Annotated in this window: 15 protein-coding genes; 5 read left to right on the forward strand and 10 right to left on the reverse strand. The window is 67.3% G+C overall.

What is annotated here, in order from left to right:
* The first annotated feature begins 3 nt into the window (after positions 1-3).
* A complete protein-coding gene (locus tag CRT60_RS23010; protein ID WP_098740985.1) occupies positions 4-582 on the forward strand; it encodes a tyrosine phosphatase family protein in 579 nt (192 codons plus the stop codon).
* 45 nt (positions 583-627) lie between these two features.
* Here CRT60_RS23010 and CRT60_RS23015 read toward each other — a convergent pair whose 3' ends face one another.
* The 3 genes from CRT60_RS23015 to CRT60_RS23025 form a co-directional block, all read right to left on the reverse strand.
* The gene (locus CRT60_RS23015; protein ID WP_098738913.1) at positions 628-1,260 is read right to left on the reverse strand and encodes a 2OG-Fe(II) oxygenase; all 633 of its coding nucleotides are present in this window, start codon (positions 1,258-1,260) and stop codon (positions 628-630) included.
* A gap of 78 nt (positions 1,261-1,338) precedes the next feature.
* Positions 1,339-1,995 carry a 2OG-Fe(II) oxygenase gene (locus CRT60_RS23020; protein WP_098738914.1) on the reverse strand — a complete coding sequence of 219 codons (657 nt, stop codon included), beginning with the start codon at positions 1,993-1,995 and terminating at the stop codon, positions 1,339-1,341.
* Positions 1,996-2,152: 157 nt separating this feature from the next.
* Positions 2,153-3,145 (reverse strand): mitochondrial fission ELM1 family protein, encoded by a 993-nt coding sequence (locus CRT60_RS23025; protein WP_098738915.1) that lies wholly within the window; start codon positions 3,143-3,145, stop codon positions 2,153-2,155.
* A gap of 173 nt (positions 3,146-3,318) precedes the next feature.
* On the opposite strand from CRT60_RS23025, the gene CRT60_RS23030 reads away from it, so the two are divergent.
* Positions 3,319-3,879: an Lrp/AsnC family transcriptional regulator gene (locus CRT60_RS23030; protein ID WP_098738916.1), complete on the forward strand. Its 561-nt coding sequence runs from the start codon at positions 3,319-3,321 to the stop codon at positions 3,877-3,879.
* A 30-nt stretch (positions 3,880-3,909) separates the two neighbouring features.
* On the opposite strand, the gene chrA is transcribed toward CRT60_RS23030, so the two are convergent.
* On the reverse strand, positions 3,910-5,229 hold the full coding sequence (gene chrA / locus CRT60_RS23035; protein ID WP_098738917.1) for a chromate efflux transporter: 1,320 nt from the start codon (positions 5,227-5,229) through the stop codon (positions 3,910-3,912).
* 178 nt (positions 5,230-5,407) lie between these two features.
* On the opposite strand from chrA, the gene CRT60_RS23040 reads away from it, so the two are divergent.
* The gene (locus tag CRT60_RS23040; RefSeq protein WP_167421802.1) at positions 5,408-6,355 is read left to right on the forward strand and encodes a dienelactone hydrolase family protein; all 948 of its coding nucleotides are present in this window, start codon (positions 5,408-5,410) and stop codon (positions 6,353-6,355) included.
* Between the two features lie 45 nt (positions 6,356-6,400).
* Here the strand turns inward: CRT60_RS23040 and greA are convergent, their stop codons facing one another.
* Both greA and carB read right to left on the reverse strand, forming a co-directional pair.
* Complete coding sequence (gene greA / locus CRT60_RS23045) at positions 6,401-6,874, reverse strand: transcription elongation factor GreA (RefSeq protein ID WP_063633617.1); 474 nt, start codon at positions 6,872-6,874, stop codon at positions 6,401-6,403.
* 96 nt (positions 6,875-6,970) lie between these two features.
* A complete protein-coding gene (gene carB / locus CRT60_RS23050) occupies positions 6,971-10,219 on the reverse strand; it encodes a carbamoyl-phosphate synthase large subunit (protein WP_098738919.1) in 3,249 nt (1,082 codons plus the stop codon).
* Positions 10,220-10,480: 261 nt separating this feature from the next.
* On the opposite strand from carB, the gene CRT60_RS23055 reads away from it, so the two are divergent.
* Together CRT60_RS23055 and CRT60_RS23060 are read left to right on the forward strand one after the other, a co-directional pair.
* The gene (locus CRT60_RS23055; protein WP_098738920.1) at positions 10,481-11,311 is read left to right on the forward strand and encodes a PAS domain-containing protein; all 831 of its coding nucleotides are present in this window, start codon (positions 10,481-10,483) and stop codon (positions 11,309-11,311) included.
* A gap of 10 nt (positions 11,312-11,321) precedes the next feature.
* On the forward strand, positions 11,322-11,696 hold the full coding sequence (locus CRT60_RS23060) for a hypothetical protein (RefSeq protein WP_098738921.1): 375 nt from the start codon (positions 11,322-11,324) through the stop codon (positions 11,694-11,696).
* 77 nt (positions 11,697-11,773) lie between these two features.
* Here CRT60_RS23060 and CRT60_RS23065 read toward each other — a convergent pair whose 3' ends face one another.
* From CRT60_RS23065 to CRT60_RS23080, 4 genes are all read right to left on the reverse strand, one after another.
* Positions 11,774-12,391 carry a cytochrome c3 family protein gene (locus CRT60_RS23065; protein WP_098738922.1) on the reverse strand — a complete coding sequence of 206 codons (618 nt, stop codon included), beginning with the start codon at positions 12,389-12,391 and terminating at the stop codon, positions 11,774-11,776.
* Positions 12,388-12,912: a nitrate reductase cytochrome c-type subunit gene (locus CRT60_RS23070; RefSeq protein WP_167421804.1), complete on the reverse strand. Its 525-nt coding sequence runs from the start codon at positions 12,910-12,912 to the stop codon at positions 12,388-12,390. The genes CRT60_RS23065 and CRT60_RS23070 overlap by 4 nt, the downstream gene beginning before the upstream one ends.
* Before the next feature lie 14 nt (positions 12,913-12,926).
* Complete coding sequence (gene napA, locus CRT60_RS23075) at positions 12,927-15,428, reverse strand: nitrate reductase catalytic subunit NapA (protein ID WP_098738924.1); 2,502 nt, start codon at positions 15,426-15,428, stop codon at positions 12,927-12,929.
* Between the two features lie 94 nt (positions 15,429-15,522).
* Positions 15,523-15,789 carry a chaperone NapD gene (locus tag CRT60_RS23080; protein ID WP_098738925.1) on the reverse strand — a complete coding sequence of 89 codons (267 nt, stop codon included), beginning with the start codon at positions 15,787-15,789 and terminating at the stop codon, positions 15,523-15,525.
* Positions 15,790-15,812: the final 23 nt, after the last annotated feature.

A 15,812-nucleotide genomic window follows, 5' to 3' on the forward strand; every position in this document is an offset into this window, starting at 1 on the left:
ATGATGGCCAGCGATTTTGTGCCTTTCGGCCTGACGGTCTGCGGTCTCAGCGAGCTTTGCAATTTCGGCGGCGGCAAGGTCAGCCATGTGCTGTCGATCCTCGACCCCGACATGACGGAGCCAAGCGAGTTCGGCGATTACGGCGAGCATGAGCGGCTGGAACTGCGCTTCCACGACATCATCGAACCGACCCGCGGCCAGATCGCGCCGGAGCGGTCGGATGTGGAGCGCATCCTGGCCTTCGGCCGCGATCTGCTGGCGGAACCGGTGGACTGCCGCCATCTGCTGGTCCATTGCCATGCCGGCGTGTCGCGTTCCACCGCGGCGCTGACCATGATCCTGGCCCAGGCGCGTCCCGATCGTCCGGCGGCCGACGCGGTGGGGGCGGTGGTCGCCATCCGCGCCCAGACCTGGCCCAACCTGCGCATGATCGAGTTCGCCGATGAAATCCTCTGCCGCGGCGGCGACCTGATCGACGCCGTCCGCCAGCGTCACCGAACGCTCGGCAAGCAGCGCCCCGAACTGGTTCAGTTCATGATCGACAACGGCCGCATCCGCGAGGTCGAGGATCTGATCGACTGAGGGGGTGGATTCAGCCCCTCAGCCCGTCCCTGCAACAGCCGGTACTCAATACCCTGCCGGCTGGCCGCCGAAGACGCCCTTCGCCCAGGCGCCGATGCGGTGACGCCACTGTTCGTGCCAGATATAGACGCCGCCCTTGACCCAGTTCATCTGGATCGCACGGCGCTGGCCTTCGAAGGGATAGTGGCCGTGCCAGGAGGTGTCGCTGCGGCGGAAGCACATCAGGGTGCCTTCCTCCGGCGGAACCTCGGCGGCGTAATCTTCCAGGTTCTGGGAGCGCAGGATGCGCAGGCGGCCGCCGGTCGCCTCCCAGGGCGGGTTCATGTAGATCAGCACGGTGATGACCTTGCTGGCCGAATCCGGGTGGATCTTGCCGTCGGTCGGCCGGCACATGCCGCGCGCCGTGAACATGGTCGGGTATTTCGACAGATCCACATCGAACTTGTCGGAGAAGGCCTTGCAGACCTCCGGCCCCTTCAGTTCGGCGATCATCCGGTCGAAGCTCGGCCCCTGGGGGAAGACGCCCAGCGGGATCGAGCCGGGCTTGTCCACCTTGGGATAGTCGCGGTGCAGCTCTTCCAGATACTCCCGCTTCACGAAACCCGGAACGCACAGGAAATCATAGGGATCGTGCTGCAGGGGGGTAGCGCGGAACTTGTCCAGATCAAGCATGGACATGGGTACGGGACTCCCAAAGAGCGTGCCGACGGTGGCTTTGCCCCCCAAAACCGGCGTCACTTAAACATGGCGGAAGTTTTATGCAACAGGTTTGTCGGGGAAGCACAATTCTTGCCGCGCCCGCCATTCGGGACCGACATAGTTCACGATGATCGATTTGCGCACCCCGTCGATCGAACGTTTCTCGAAGCCATGCCAAGTGTTGCTTCCGGGGATGAAGATCAGCCCCTCATTGAAGGCGTAGGGCGCGCGGGCGACGACCGTCCGGCTCTCGTCCAGCACGTCGGTGCCCCAGTGCGAACAGTTCGGCCCCTTCGAGAGATAGATCAGCATCGTGTATTTCTTGACGCCGATGTCGGTGTGCGGCTCCAGCCAGAAGCCCTCGGTGTCCTGGCAATATTCGATGCGCAGGCTGGTGCCGGTCAGGTCGACGTTGCAGGCCTTCTGGATCGCGTCCACCACCGGGCGGCTCTGGAAGGCCTGGGCCACCGTCTCGCACACCGCGTACCTGGCGCGGTTCTCCTCGCCGAAATAGGTGCGCGACGCGTTGTTCGTCTCGCGCTTGCCATAGGTGTCGGACACCGGGGGCGGACCCCAGGGCAGTTCGGCGATGGCGTCGGCGGACTCCTCCGGCAGCGCCTCGGACAGCAGCCAGTGATTATAGGGCTGGTCGAACAGCCGGCTGTTTTCCAGGCAACGCAGGAAAGAGGCGGAAACGGCGTCGGGAGTGGTCATGGCGGCGGAAGTTCCGGATGGAAGGACGGCCCCGGACCGTGTTTGTCGGAACGGCCGGTTTGCCAGCGCTTATGGCATGGCCGGCGACCGAACTCCGCAGCAAACCGGTCATACCAGCGGGGTGCGCGCATTGGTCGCGCCGCACCCCGCCCTCCCGTTACGACAGGCCGAATCGCCTGCGGTGGGCGGACAGACGGCGGCGCACCTCTTCGGCAACAACCTCCGTCTCGTTCAGCGGTGCATAGTTCCAATGGTCCAGGGAACCGTCGAAGGGCCGTGCGATGCCGTCCCGGTACAGACCGTCATGGAAGGCGCGGAACTTGGGCGATCCGCCCTCCAGCTCGATCACATAGACCGGCTTGCCGGTCGAGCAGGCCTCCGAAATCATCGACACGCTGTCGCAGGTCACCACCACGGCGTCGGCGAGGCCGAGATAGGCGAAGTAAGGATTCTCGCCGCTGCCGTCCCACACCTCCGCCGGCAGGCCGGACAGGCGGGCGCGCAGGATCGCCTCGTTGTCGGCACCGGTGCGGCGCGACGGGGTGACCATCAGCCCGGCACCATGGGTGCGGGTCAGGTTGGCCAGCCGTTCGGCCACATCGCCCATGATGGTGGGCGTCAGTCGGTAGACGCCGTTGTCGCCGCCGATCAGCACGGCGATGCGCGGGTGCGGCAGGTGCGCCAGACGCGGGGCGAAGCGTTCGGCCGCGTCGGCCAGGATGGCGGGGGTCACCCGGTGCAGGGCGCCGCGGGTCACCAGCACGTTGTCTGCGCGCAGCTTGTCGTGGCGCGGCACGACGATCAGGTCGAAGTGACGCGGGTTCATCACCGGATCCTGGATCTGGACGGTGAAGGTTCGGCCGCCCGACTGCTGGCGCACCGCCAGAGAGACGGCGATGGACTGACGCCCGGTGCCGATCAGCAGGTCGGGCCAGGGCGGCTCCACCGGATCGCCGTTGGGGCCGGCGGCGAATCGGTTGCCGATGCGCCAGTAGGGGGTCAGCTGGCGCCAGGGCGTGCGGAGGTGGACGCGCTTGACCACCGGCGTCAGGCCGAGCGACTCCGCCAGACCGATGCACTGGTTTTCCATGCCGGCCTTGCCGTCCGACACAACCCAGCAGGTCAGAGGCGCGCTGGTCAGAGGTTGCATGAGAACCCGGATCGTTGAAGCTTCGAAGGGAGGGGAGCCCTCAGGCGGGAGGGCTGCGGCGAAAAGACCGTTATCGGGGTTGCTCGCCCTTGCGGGGGTTTCCGTCTTGGCGTAGACACCATGCCCGTGTAATATCCTTTCTCCAAATCATCCCCGGAGCGACCGAGTAAACCATGCGGCGGGTCAAACTCGACCGAATTGACCGTCGAATTCTGCGCGATCTGCAGAACGACGGCCGGATGACCAACGTGGAGCTTGCCCGACGTGCCGGCATCTCCGCTCCGCCCTGCCTGCGCCGCGTCCGCGCGCTGGAGGAGGCGGGATTCATCCGTGGCTACCATGCCGACGTCAACCCCGATGCACTGGGGTTCGGCGTCACGGTGTTCGCCCAGGTCGGCCTCAGCAGCCAGGCCGAAGCGGACCTAAAGAAATTCGAGGAGCTCGTCAACAGCTGGCCGCTCGTGCGTGAGTGCAACATGCTGGCCGGCGAATATGATTTCGTGCTGAAGATCGTGGCGGAGGACTGGGACGACTACCAGCGCTTCCTGACGACCAAGCTGACGGCGGCGCCCAACGTCGCCCATGTGAAGTCGGCGCTGTCGATCCGCACCAGCAAGCATACCCCCGGCGTTCCCATCGACGTCGATTCGCCCGACATCCCGGAAGGGAACGAGGACGACGAGGACGAGGAATACGTCGAGGACGAGACGCCCGCCCGCGCCACTCGGCGCTGAGCGGGCCCAGCTCGCTCGACTCTGCTCGTTCTATAAGGAAGATGCGGCGAGTGCCTGGATCAGGCCCGCCGCCGCTCCCCCCGCCACCACCCAGTGGATGGCCACCCCCCGGCGGGTCAGCGCGTAAAGTGCTGTCAGCATGATCGCCCAGGCCCAGATCAGGCTGCCGGCCGTATGCTGTCCGTCCGGCAGCAGCACCGCCATTCCCAGATAGACACCCAGGTTCAGGATCACCCCCACCACCGCCGCGGCGATGGCGGCCAGCGCCCCTGCGGCCAGGCGGTTGTGGATCAGGCGCTCCAGATAGGGGGCGCCGGCGAAGATGAACAGGAAGCAGGGCAGGAAGGTGACGTAGGTCGTCAGCGCCGCCCCCAGCGTCCCCGCCAGCGCCGGCGACAGCGCGCCCGGCCGGTTCCAGCCGGCGAAGAAGCCGACATATTGCGTGACCAGGATCAGCGGCCCCGGCGTCGTCTCGGCCAGCGCCAGCCCGTCGATCATCTCCCGTGGGCTGAGCCAGCCATAGCTGTCCACCGCCTGTCCGGCGATGTAGGGCAGCACGGCATAGGCGCCGCCGAAGGTGATGAAGGCTGCCTTGGTGAACAGTATCGCGACGCCCCGCCAGGGATCGGCGCCGAAGGCCAGCAGGACCGCCCCCACCGGCACCGCCCACAGAACCAAGCCCAGCCCGAGCAGGGGCAGCAGCCGTCCGGCCTTCGGGGCGGGCTCCGCCGTCAGGTCGGTGGTGGAACCGCCGTCGGAGCCATCGTCGCCCGCCGGATGCGGGTGGGCGAACCAGTGGCGGCCCGTGCGCGCCGCCACCCCGCCGATCACCGCCGCGACGCCGACCACCAGCGGGAAAGGCAGGTGCAGCAGCGCCAACGCCAGGAAGGCGGCCCCGGCCAGGGCGACGGCGGCCGGCCCCTTCAGCGTGCGGCGGCCCAGGCGCCAGACCGCGGCGGCGATGATCGCCACCACCGCCGGCTTGATGCCGTCGAACAGCGCGCCGACCAGCCCGGTGTCGCCATGGGCGGCGGCGATCCAGGACAGGGCCAGCAGCACCAGCGCACCCGGCAGCACGAACAGCCCGCCCGCCACCAGCCCGCCGCACCCGCCATACATCCGCCAGCCGATGTAGGTGGCGAGCTGCTGCGCCTCCGGCCCTGGCAGCAGCATGCAGAAGTTCAGCGCATGCAGGAACCGGGTCTGGTCGATCCAGCGGCGGCGTTCGACCAGCTCGCTCTGCATCATCGCGATCTGCCCGGCCGGACCGCCGAAGCTGGTCAGACCCAGCCGCAGCCAGTAGAGGCAGAAGGCACCGAAGGACGGGAGGGGTGAAGGGGAATCGCTCATCGTCCCGCAGCCTAACTCAAACGCGGCGGCAGGGCAGCTTTCGCCATCGGGTTGGAGAGTGGGTGTGCGGGCGGGGACAAATGCCGGGCGCCCATGGCCTTCCGCATCGCGGAGGTTTAATATTGCAACCGCGAGCGCCGCCGTCGGGGCAGGCGCCGGAGGTCGGGGACGCTGCAGAATGAAGGCTTCCACCCGCGGTCTTGCGGCTGTGTTGGGGGCGGTGCTGTATGCCGGTGCCGGGGGGATCGCGGCGGGCGTGATCGCGGTTGGGGGGCTGACCCTGTCGGCGGCGCCCGCGCAGGCCGCGGTCGGCGTCCATGCCGAGGAGATCGTGCGCTTTCCGTCCGTCGACGGGGATTTGACCGGCAGCACGCCGACGATGCTTAGCGGTCGGCTGCTGCGCCCGGCGGGCAACGGCCCACACCCGGCGGTGGTGATGCTGCATGGCTGCGGCGGCCTCTATGCCCGCAATGGCCGGGTGTCGCCGCGCCATGTCTGGTGGGCCACCCACCTGCAACGGCAGGGCTACGAGGTGCTGATGGTCGACAGCTTCGGTCCGCGCGATGTGGAGGAGGTCTGCACCACCGCGCTGAAGGACCGCACTGTCCGCGCCACGGTGGAACGCAAGCGCGATGCCTGGGCGGCGCTGGCCTTCCTGCGCAAGCGGCCGGAGGTCGACCATGACCGCATCGGTCTGATCGGCTGGTCGCAGGGAGCGAGCACCGTGATGGTCGCTTATGGCGCCGGCGAGGATGGACCGGCCGGCGCCGAGGAGGGCGGCTTCCGCGCCGCCGTCGCTTTCTACCCCGGCTGCAAGGCGGCGTTGAGCAAGGAGGACTGGCAGCCCGACGGCCCGCTTCTGCTGCTGGTCGGCGGCAAGGACGACTGGACGCCGCCGGAGAGCTGCGTCGAGCTGGCGGGTCGCGACGGGGTCAAGGGCAAGGTGGATCTGGTGGTCTATCCCGATGCCTATCACGGCTTCGACGCGCCGGACGCGCCGGTGCGCAAGCGCAAGGATCTCGCCACCGCCCCCGGCGGCACCGCCCATGTCGGCACGGACGAAGACGCCCGCTCGGACGCGATCCGGCGGGTGAACGACTTCTTCAGGGAAAAGCTGGGGGGATAAGGGGGCAACCGCCCTCTCCCGGGATGGGAGAGGGCGGTCGAAACGTCAACGGAACTCGACCGAAACGATCTCGTACAGCTTGGAACCACCGGGGGTGGACACCTCGACGCTGTCGCCGACTGACTTGTTGATCAGGGCGCGGGCCAGCGGCGCCTGGATCGACAGGAGGCGGTTCTTGATGTCGCTCTCATCCTGGCCGACGATCTGATAGGTCGTCTCCTCGTCCGTGTCCTGATCGGCCAGGGTCACGGTCGCGCCGAACTTCACGGTGTTGCCGGTCAGCTTGGCCGGGTCGATGACCTCGGCACGGCTGATCTTGTCCTCCAACTCCAGCACGCGGCCTTCGATGAAACTCTGACGTTCGCGCGCCGCGTGATACTCGGCGTTTTCCGAAAGGTCGCCATGTTCGCGGGCTTCCGCGATGGCTTTGATGACCGCCGGGCGTTCGGTGATCTTAAGGTGCTTCAATTCCTCCTGGAGGCGGTTGAAGCCCGCCGCTGTCATCGGAACTTTTTCCATGTTCGGTCCATCACCGCTTGCAGTCGTTCGACCTGTCCAAAGCGACATCAAGGACGAAGACGGCGCGGAGGAGGTCCGCCGCGCCGTCGTCCGTCCTTAATACGATCCGCTAAGGTACGACTGCAACGGGGCGACTTCAAGGCTGCCGTTCCGGAGTGCGGCAATCGCTTCCACCGCTGCGCGTGCTCCTGCCACCGTCGTATAGTACGGAATGTTGTAGGTCAGCGCGGTGCGACGCAGGCTGAAGCTGTCGGACAGGGCCTGGGCGCCTTCCGTGGTGTTGATGACCAGATGCACGTTGCCGTTGATCATGGCGTCGACGATGTGCGGCTGGCCTTCGACCACCTTGTTGATGGTTTCCGCGGGCACGCCGGCATCGCTCAGCACCTTGGCGGTGCCGGACGTGGCGAGGATGCGGAAGCCCATCTCGTGCAGCTTCTTGGAAATCACCGCCAGCGCCGGCTTGTCGTGGTCCTTGACCGAGACGAAGACGCTGCCCTTGACCGGCAGGGTGACGCCGGCACCGAGCTGCGCCTTGGCGAAGGCCAGCGCGAAGTTGTGGTCGAGGCCCATGACCTCGCCCGTCGACTTCATCTCCGGACCCAGAACGATGTCGACGCCGGGGAAGCGGGCGAAGGGGAATACCGCTTCCTTTACCGCGGTGTGCGGCGGCGTCGGGCCGTTCAGCGTGAAGGCGGACAGCTTCTCGCCGGCCATGATGCGGGCCGCGATCTTGGCGATGGCGGTGCCGGTGGCCTTGGCGACGAAGGGCACCGTGCGGCTGGCGCGCGGGTTGACCTCCAGGATGTAGACGGTGCCGGCCTTGACCGCGAACTGCACGTTCATCAGGCCGACCACCTTCAGCGCATGGGCGAGCGCGTCCGACTGGCGGTTGATCTCGGCGATGATGTCGGCCGGCAGCGTGTAGGGCGGCAGGGCACAGGCGCTGTCGCCGGAATGGATGCCGGCCTCCTCGATGTGCTCCATCACGCCGGCGACATAGACGTCGGTGCCGTCGCAGACAACGTCGACATCGACCTCGATGGCGTCCTGGAGGTAGCTGTCGATCAGCACCGGGTTCTTGCCCGACACCTGCACGGCGGTGCCCATGTAGCGCTGGAGCCCGGCCATGTCGTGGACGATCTCCATCGCCCGGCCGCCCAGCACGTAGGACGGACGGATGACGACCGGGAAGCCGATGCGGCTGGCGACGGCCTCCGCCTCTTCCAGCGAGCGGGCGAGGCCGTTGGCCGGCTGCTTCAGGTTCAGCTCGTGCAGCAGCTTCTGGAAGCGCTCGCGGTCCTCGGCCAGATCGATGGCGTCGGGCGAGGTGCCGAGGATCGGGATGCCGGCGGCCTCCAAGGCGGCGGCGAGCTTCAGCGGGGTCTGGCCACCGAACTGCACGATGCAGCCCAGGACGGTGCCGTTGCGCTGCTCGACCCGCACCAGCTCAACCACGTCCTCGGCCGTCAGCGGCTCGAAATACAGGCGGTCGGCGGTGTCGTAGTCGGTGGAGACGGTCTCCGGGTTGCAGTTGACCATGATGGTCTCGATGCCGGCCTCCTGCAGGGCGTAGACGGCATGGACGCAGCAATAGTCGAACTCGATGCCCTGGCCGATGCGGTTCGGACCGCCGCCGAGGATGACGACCTTGCGCTTGTCGGTCGGGTCCGATTCGCACTCCGCCTCGCCGGTCCCGTCGGTCTCGTAGGTCGAGTACATGTAGGGGGTGGCCGACGCGAATTCGGCGGCGCAGGTGTCGATGCGCTTGTAGACCGGGGTGACGCCGGCCATGCGGCGGGATGCTGCGACCGCGGCTTCGGTGGTCTTGGCCAGTTCGGCCAGACGGGCGTCGGAGAAGCCCATCTGCTTCAGCTTGAGCCAGCCGGCCTTGTCGGTCGGCAGCCCGTCGGCGCGGATCGCCGCCTCACGGTCGGTGATCGCCTTGATCTGCTCAAGGAACCACGGGTCGTACTTGGAGACGGCCTGCACCTCGTCCACGGTGAAGCCGTGGCGGAAGGCCTGGGCGATCACCAGCAGGCGGTCGGGGGTCGGGGTGGCGAGCGCGCCGCGGATGGCGGTGCGGTCAGGGTTTTCGTCCCCGCCGATCTTCACCTCGTTGAAGCCGGTCAGGCCGGTCTCCATCGAGCGCAGGGCCTTCTGCACCGACTCCTGGAAGGTGCGGCCGATGGACATCGCCTCGCCCACCGACTTCATCGAGGTGGTCAGCAGCGGCTCCGAGCCCTTGAACTTCTCGAAGGTGAAGCGCGGCATCTTGGTGACGACGTAGTCGATCGTCGGCTCGAAGCTCGCGGGCGTGGTGCCGGTGATGTCGTTGGTCAGCTCGTCCAGCCGGTAGCCGACGGCCAGCTTGGCGGCGATCTTGGCGATGGGGAAGCCGGTGGCCTTCGACGCCAGCGCCGAGGAGCGCGACACGCGCGGGTTCATCTCGATGACGATCAGGCGGCCGTTGGCCGGGTTGACCGCGAACTGGACGTTCGAGCCGCCGGTGTCGACGCCGATCTCGCGCAGCACGGCGATCGAGGCGTCGCGCATGATCTGGTATTCTTTGTCGGTCAGCGTCAGCGACGGCGCCACGGTGATCGAGTCGCCGGTGTGGACGCCCATCGGGTCGATGTTCTCGATGGCGCAGACGATGATGCAGTTGTCGGCGCCGTCGCGCACGACCTCCATCTCGTATTCCTTCCAGCCCAGCACCGATTCCTCGATCAGCACCTCGCCGACCGGGCTGGCGCGCAGGCCGCCGCGCACGATGTCCTCGAACTCCGCCCGATTATAGGCGATGCCGCCGCCGGTGCCGGCCAGCGTGAAGCTGGGACGGATGATGGCCGGCAGACCGACGAGCTCCAGCGCGTCCATCGCCTCGTCCAGCGTGCGGACCATGCGCGACTTCGGCGACTCCAGGCCCAGCTTGTCCATGGCGTCGCGGAACAGGATGCGGTCCTCGGCCTTGGCGATGACGTCGCGCTTGGCGCCGATCATCTCCACGCCGAGCCGCTCCAGCGTGCCGTCGTCGGACAGCGCCATCGCCGTGTTCAGCGCGGTCTGGCCGCCCATGGTCGGCAGCAGGGCGTCGGGACGCTCCTTCTCCAGGATCTTGGCGACGACCGCCGGGGTGATCGGCTCGATGTAGGTGGCGTCGGCCAGACCGGGGTCGGTCATGATGGTGGCCGGGTTGGAGTTGACGAGGATGACCCGGTAGCCTTCCTCGCGCAGCGCCTTGCACGCCTGAACGCCGGAATAGTCGAACTCGCAAGCCTGTCCGATGACGATCGGACCCGCGCCGATGATGCAGATGGATTTGATGTCGGTGCGTTTGGGCATGGGTCCGCTTCTCTGAAATGTGGTCAGCCGAAAACCCCCCGGCACCGGGGGACCGGAGACGGAGAGCGGGATGGGCATGTCGTGCAAGGCCCCCTTATAGGGGGTTCCGGGCCGGGGGGGAAGGGGTGGCATGGATGTCACCCTCGCATGACTGAATCTCGGGCACGGCACCGCCGCCCCATGCGGGTCTTGAACCGCGGGGGAAAGGGACGCATCAATTCCCCTTCTCCCATTTCGCATACCCATTGGAGATACGCCCCGATGAGCCACGCATTCGCCAAGGACAGCCGCGCCTGCGCCGCCTGCGTCTCGTGGGGCGGCGAGCGCGCGCTGTCGGAGGACAATACGCTGGTGCATGTTGCCCGCCACGGGGTGGAGGGCGAATGCCGCACCGCCAGCAGCCAGGACTACCGCCGCATCACCAAGGGCTATCACACCTGCACCGCCTGGGCGCCGCTGCCGATGCTGAAGAAGCATGGCGGCCGGATCGGCCATACGCCGGCGGGACAGGCGCACACGCTGGTCACCGCCGCAGCCTCGCGGCCCATTCCGCAGCCGGTCTCCCAGCCGGTGCCGGCGGCAGCGGCCTTCGCGTCGGCGCCGGTGGCGACTCCGGTGCTGGACCTGCCGCCGCCGCCCTGCCGGGCCGACGTGATCGATGTGGAGCAGACGCCGCAGGTCCGCATCCTCTACACCCACTGGGTGAGGCTGAAGCGCAAGCGCCGCATGCCGCTGGCAAGCGAGATCGACACCGCCCAGGTGCGGGAAAGCGTGCCGCGCACCGCCCTGATGGAGCCGACGGCCGACGGCAGCGATTTCGTCTACAAGTCCTGTGGCCGCGCCCTGCAACGCCGGCTGGCCGAGCGGCCGACGACGCGGCGGGTGACCGACTGCCACCCGGAGCAGGCGGCGCAGCGCTGGCTGTCCGACCTGCGCACCTGCCTGGAAAGCGGCGAGCCGCGCTGCCTGCTGGTGCGCGACGACCCGATGCTGCCGGGGGCGAAGTTCGTCGAGCTGCTGCTGCCGCTGGCCGACGTCGAGGGCGGGCCGGCGACGCGGGTGCTGGCCTACCGCCATGTGCCGGGTGGTTGAGGGGGCGGCGATGGGCGACACGCAAAGCGGAGAAGGACCGAAGGGAGAAGGGCCCGGTCCGGAGATCGTCGGCGTCTGGCCGGCGGCGGTGTGGATCGTCGTCGGTGCCGGGCATTACCTGAACGACCCCGACCATTTCGTCGGCTGGAAGGGTGCCCTGTATTTCGTGCTGGGCACCGGACTGGTGGCGCTGGTCGGCGGCATCGCCAGCCTGTCGGCCCGCCGTACCGTCGCCGGCATCCAGGAACGCCTGCTGAAGGAGGTCCGCCACCGCCGCGATTGGGCGAGCTGGTGGGTGGCGCTGGGCTTGCGCGGGCTGGTGGGCTTGGGCGAGGCGGTGCTGGTGACGCTGCTGGCGCTGTCGGCGGTGGCGCTGCTGGGGTGAGGCATCGTCGATAAATACCCTGGAAACGCAAACAGCCCCGCTCCTTCCGGAGACGGGGCTACTTCTTGCTCGGATCCTTACTTCTGGCTGGTCTTCATGCTCCAGCCCGGCTCGATCCCCTGCATGTCGGGCAGGTGGTGGGCGATGCCCTTGTGGCAGTCGATGCAGGTGTTCTGGCCGGTGAACAGATAGGTCTCGTGCATCTTCGCGGCGCGCGGATTCTGCTTGGTGATGTCCATCGAGTCCGCGCTGTGGCAGTTCCGGCATTCCAGCGAGTTGTTCGACTTCAACCGCGCCCATTCGTGCTCGGCCAGTTCGCGGCGCTTGTCGAGGAACTTCTCGCGGGTGTCGATGGTGCCGAAGATCTTGCCCCAGACCTCTTTCGACGCCTGCATCTTGCGGGCGATCTTGTCGGTCCATTGGTGCGGGACGTGGCAGTCCGGGCAGCTGGCGCGCACGCCGGACCGGTTGGTGAAGTGAATGGTCTGCTTCAGCTCCTCATAGGGATTGTCCCGCATCTCGTGGCAGCTGATGCAGAAGGCTTCCTTGTTGGTGGCCTCCAGCGCGGTGTTGAAGCCGCCCCAGAAGACGACGCCGGCGATGAAGCCGCCCAGCGTCAGGAAACCCAGACTGAAATGGACGCTGGGGCGGGCGAACAGCCGCCACAGGCACAGCACGGCGTCGCGGATTTTCATTTCTGGCCGCCTTGGGCATGGCCCAGGACCGAGTCGAAGTCTTGGAAGCTGTTGGGAACGATCGGCTGGGCGTCGGTCTGCGGCACATGGCACTGGGTGCAGAAATAGCGGCGCGCCGCCACCGTGCCCAGCGTCTGGCCGTCACGGTCCTGGAAATGGGTGACCGACAGCATCGGCGCCTGCGAGCCGGCCGTGTTGCGGCGGTCGTGGCAGGTCAGGCACTTGTTGATGTTCAGGTCGATCTGATAGTCGCGGATGGCATGCGGGATCAGCGGCGGCTGGTCGGCATAGTTGCGCACGCGCTTCTGGTCGTCGGTGATCTCGCGGTGGGTCGCCTCGGCCGGGACATCCGTGGTGATCGGATGGTTGGTGGAGGGGACCTTGATCCCCCCCACGGTGCCGGTGGCGTCCGCCATCACGACGGGCTTGTCGGCGGCGACAACACCGGAGGTGACGCCGATGGTCAGGGCCGGGATGCCGGCCAGCAGCGCCAGCGCGGCGATCAGGAAACGGGTCTTCATGATGCCGGCACTCCTCAGGCGTTCGCGACGGGCGTGATCTTGACCGCGCATTTCTTGTAGTCGGTCTGCTTGCTGATGGGATCGGTGGCGTCGAGCGTCACCTTGTTGATGAGGACCGTGTGGTCGAAGAAGGGGACGAAGACCAGGCCGCGCGGCGGCTTGTTGCGCCCGCGCGTTTCGACCCGCACCCGGACCTCGCCGCGCCGGGAGGTGACGCGCACCTCCTGCCCGCGCCGGACGTTGAGTTCCTTGGCGTCGTCGGGGTGCATGAACACCACGGCGTTCGGGAAGGCCTTGCGCAGCTCCGGAACGCGGAGCGTCATCGACCCGCTGTGCCAATGCTCGATCACGCGGCCGGTGCTGAGCCAGAAGGGATAGTCGGTGTCGGGCGCTTCGGCCGGCGGCTCGTAGGGCAGGGCGAAGACGTTGGCCTTGCCGTCCTTGTTGCCGTAGAAGCGCATGCCCTCGCCGGCCTTGACGTACGGGTCGGAGCCTTCGCGGTAGCGCCACTTGGTTTCCTTGCCGTCCACCACCGGCCAGCGCAGGCCGCGTTCCTGGTGGTACTGCTCGAAGGGCGCCAGATCGTGGCCGTGGCCGCGGCCGAAGGAGGCATATTCCTCGAACAGGCCCTTCTGGACGTAGAAGCCGGCGTCCTTGGCCTCCTGGTTGTTGTAGTTCTGGTCGAGGTCGGAGAGCGGGAAGCGGTCGACCTGACCGTTGCGGAACAGCACCTCGTACAGGGTCTTGCCGCGCAGCTCCGGCTTCTTGTTCAAGAGATCCTCCGGCCACACCTCCTCGATGCGGAAGCGCTTGGAGAACTCCATGATCTGCCACAGGTCGGACCGCGCGCCGTCGGGCGCATCGACAAGCTGGCGCCACAGCTGGGTGCGGCGCTCGGCGTTGCCGTAGCCGCCCTCCTTCTCCACCCACATGGCGGTGGGCAGGATCAGGTCGGCGGCCAGCGCCGTCACGGTCGGGTAGGGATCGGAGACGACGATGAAGTTTTCCGGGTTGCGGTAGCCGGGGAAGGTCTCCTTCGCCGTGTTCGGGGCCGTCTGCATGTTGTTGTTGCACATGACCCAGTAGGCGTTGAGCTTGCCGTCCTTCAGCATGCGGTCCTGCTGGACGGCGTGGTAGCCGACCTTGTCGGGGATGGTCCCCTCCGGCAGCTTCCAGATCTCCTCGGCGTGTTTGCGGTGCTCGGGGTTGGTCACCACCATGTCGGCCGGCAGCCGGTGGGAGAAGGTGCCGACCTCGCGCGCGGTGCCGCAGGCCGACGGCTGTCCGGTCAGCGAGAAGGGGCCGCAGCCGGGCTGGGAGATTTTGCCGGTCAGCAGGTGGATGTTGTAGACGAGGTTGTTGGCCCAGACGCCGCGGACATGCTGGTTGAAGCCCATGGTCCAGAAGGACACGACCTTCACCTTCGGGTCGGCATACAGCTCGGCCAGCGCCTCCAGCCGGTTCTTCGGCACGCCCGACAGCTCATGCGCTTTGTCCAGCGTGTAGGGTTCGACGAATTTGGCGAACTCGTCGAAGCTGATCGGGTCGGAGTCGTTGGCCTTGTCGGCGTTCTTCGCCTTCTTCTCCAAAGGGTTGTCGGGACGCAGGCCATAGCCGATGTCGTCGCGGCCGCGCTTGAAGTTGCAGTGCTTCTCGACGAACTCCTTGTTCACCCGGCCGGTCTTGATGATGTGGTTGGCGATGTAGTTGAGGATCGCCAGGTCGGAGCCGGGGGTGAAGACCAGGCCGATGTCGGCGAGGTCGAAGCTGCGGTGCTCGTAGGTCGACAGGACGGCGACCTTGCAGCCGGGGTGGCTGAGGCGGCGGTCGGTGACGCGCGTCCACAGGATGGGGTGCATCTCCGCCATGTTGGAGCCCCACAGCACGAAGGCGTCGGCCTGCTCCATGTCGTCGTAGCAGCCCATCGGCTCGTCCATGCCGAAGGTGCGCATGAAACCGGCCACCGCCGACGCCATGCAGTGGCGGGCGTTCGGGTCGAGGTTGTTGGAGCGCAGGCCGGCCTTCATCAGCTTGGAGGCGGCATAGCCCTCATAGATGGTCCACTGGCCGGAGCCGAACATGCCGACGGCGGTCGGACCCTTCTTCTTCAGGGTCTCCTTCCATTTGGCGGCCATGATGTCGAAGGCGGCGTCCCAGCTGATCGGCTCGAACTCGCCATCCTTGTCGAACTTCCCGTCCTTCATGCGCAGCAGCGGCTGGTTCAGCCGGTCCTCGCCATACATGATCTTGGACAGGAAATAGCCCTTCACGCAGTTCAGGCCGCGGTTCACCTCGGCCTTCACGTCGCCATGGGTGGCGACGACGCGGCCGTCCTTGACGCCGACCATCACACCGCAGCCGGTGCCGCAGAACCGGCAGGGTGCTTTCGACCAGGTCAGTTTGGCGCCTTCGCCGGTCAGGATGTTGGCGGCGGACGCGGGCAGCGAGATTCCGGCCGCCGCGGCGGCGGCAGCGGCGGCTTGCGCCTTCAGGTAATCGCGGCGGGACAGAAACATGAGGAGGACTCCAGGTTCGGAGGAAATTCGGTCGGGAAAAGGCGGAAACGGCGCGCCTGGGTGAGGATCCGGGTGACGGCCCAGGGGAGGGGCGTCAGGCTGCGTCGATCGCGTCCGCGGGTTCGTAGTGGTGGTAGACCATGGTGGTGGTGTGAACGCCGGGAATGGCGTTCAGCAGGGCGATGCGGTCGACGACCTCGGCCGCGCTGGCGGTGACCAGCGTCACCACCGCCTTGCCGTTCTCCGCGGCACACCACTCCAGCCCGGCGACGGAGGCCGCCGCCTCGCGCACCGCGTCGGTGCGGTCGGGGCTGTGCTGTATGACGAGGCTGGAGATGTGGACTTCGGGGGCGCGGGGCATGTCGGTCCTGGCGGAGCGCTGGG

Source organism: Azospirillum palustre (genome assembly GCF_002573965.1).
GTDB lineage: Bacteria > Pseudomonadota > Alphaproteobacteria > Azospirillales > Azospirillaceae > Azospirillum > Azospirillum palustre.

Excerpts from the sequence above, each read along its gene's own strand:
- CRT60_RS23010 (WP_098740985.1), top strand. The coding sequence starts at position 4 with ATGGCCAGCGATTTTGTGCCTTTCGGCCTGACGGTCTGCGGTCTCAGC.
- CRT60_RS23015 (WP_098738913.1), bottom strand. The coding sequence starts at position 1,260 with ATGTCCATGCTTGATCTGGACAAGTTCCGCGCTACCCCCCTGCAGCAC.
- CRT60_RS23020 (WP_098738914.1), bottom strand. The coding sequence starts at position 1,995 with ATGACCACTCCCGACGCCGTTTCCGCCTCTTTCCTGCGTTGCCTGGAA.
- CRT60_RS23025 (WP_098738915.1), bottom strand. The coding sequence starts at position 3,145 with ATGCAACCTCTGACCAGCGCGCCTCTGACCTGCTGGGTTGTGTCGGAC.
- CRT60_RS23030 (WP_098738916.1), top strand. The coding sequence starts at position 3,319 with ATGCGGCGGGTCAAACTCGACCGAATTGACCGTCGAATTCTGCGCGAT.
- chrA (WP_098738917.1), bottom strand. The coding sequence starts at position 5,229 with ATGAGCGATTCCCCTTCACCCCTCCCGTCCTTCGGTGCCTTCTGCCTC.
- CRT60_RS23040 (WP_167421802.1), top strand. The coding sequence starts at position 5,408 with ATGAAGGCTTCCACCCGCGGTCTTGCGGCTGTGTTGGGGGCGGTGCTG.
- greA (WP_063633617.1), bottom strand. The coding sequence starts at position 6,874 with ATGGAAAAAGTTCCGATGACAGCGGCGGGCTTCAACCGCCTCCAGGAG.
- carB (WP_098738919.1), bottom strand. The coding sequence starts at position 10,219 with ATGCCCAAACGCACCGACATCAAATCCATCTGCATCATCGGCGCGGGT.
- CRT60_RS23055 (WP_098738920.1), top strand. The coding sequence starts at position 10,481 with ATGAGCCACGCATTCGCCAAGGACAGCCGCGCCTGCGCCGCCTGCGTC.
- CRT60_RS23060 (WP_098738921.1), top strand. The coding sequence starts at position 11,322 with ATGGGCGACACGCAAAGCGGAGAAGGACCGAAGGGAGAAGGGCCCGGT.
- CRT60_RS23065 (WP_098738922.1), bottom strand. The coding sequence starts at position 12,391 with ATGAAAATCCGCGACGCCGTGCTGTGCCTGTGGCGGCTGTTCGCCCGC.
- CRT60_RS23070 (WP_167421804.1), bottom strand. The coding sequence starts at position 12,912 with ATGAAGACCCGTTTCCTGATCGCCGCGCTGGCGCTGCTGGCCGGCATC.
- napA (WP_098738924.1), bottom strand. The coding sequence starts at position 15,428 with ATGTTTCTGTCCCGCCGCGATTACCTGAAGGCGCAAGCCGCCGCTGCC.
- CRT60_RS23080 (WP_098738925.1), bottom strand. The coding sequence starts at position 15,789 with ATGCCCCGCGCCCCCGAAGTCCACATCTCCAGCCTCGTCATACAGCAC.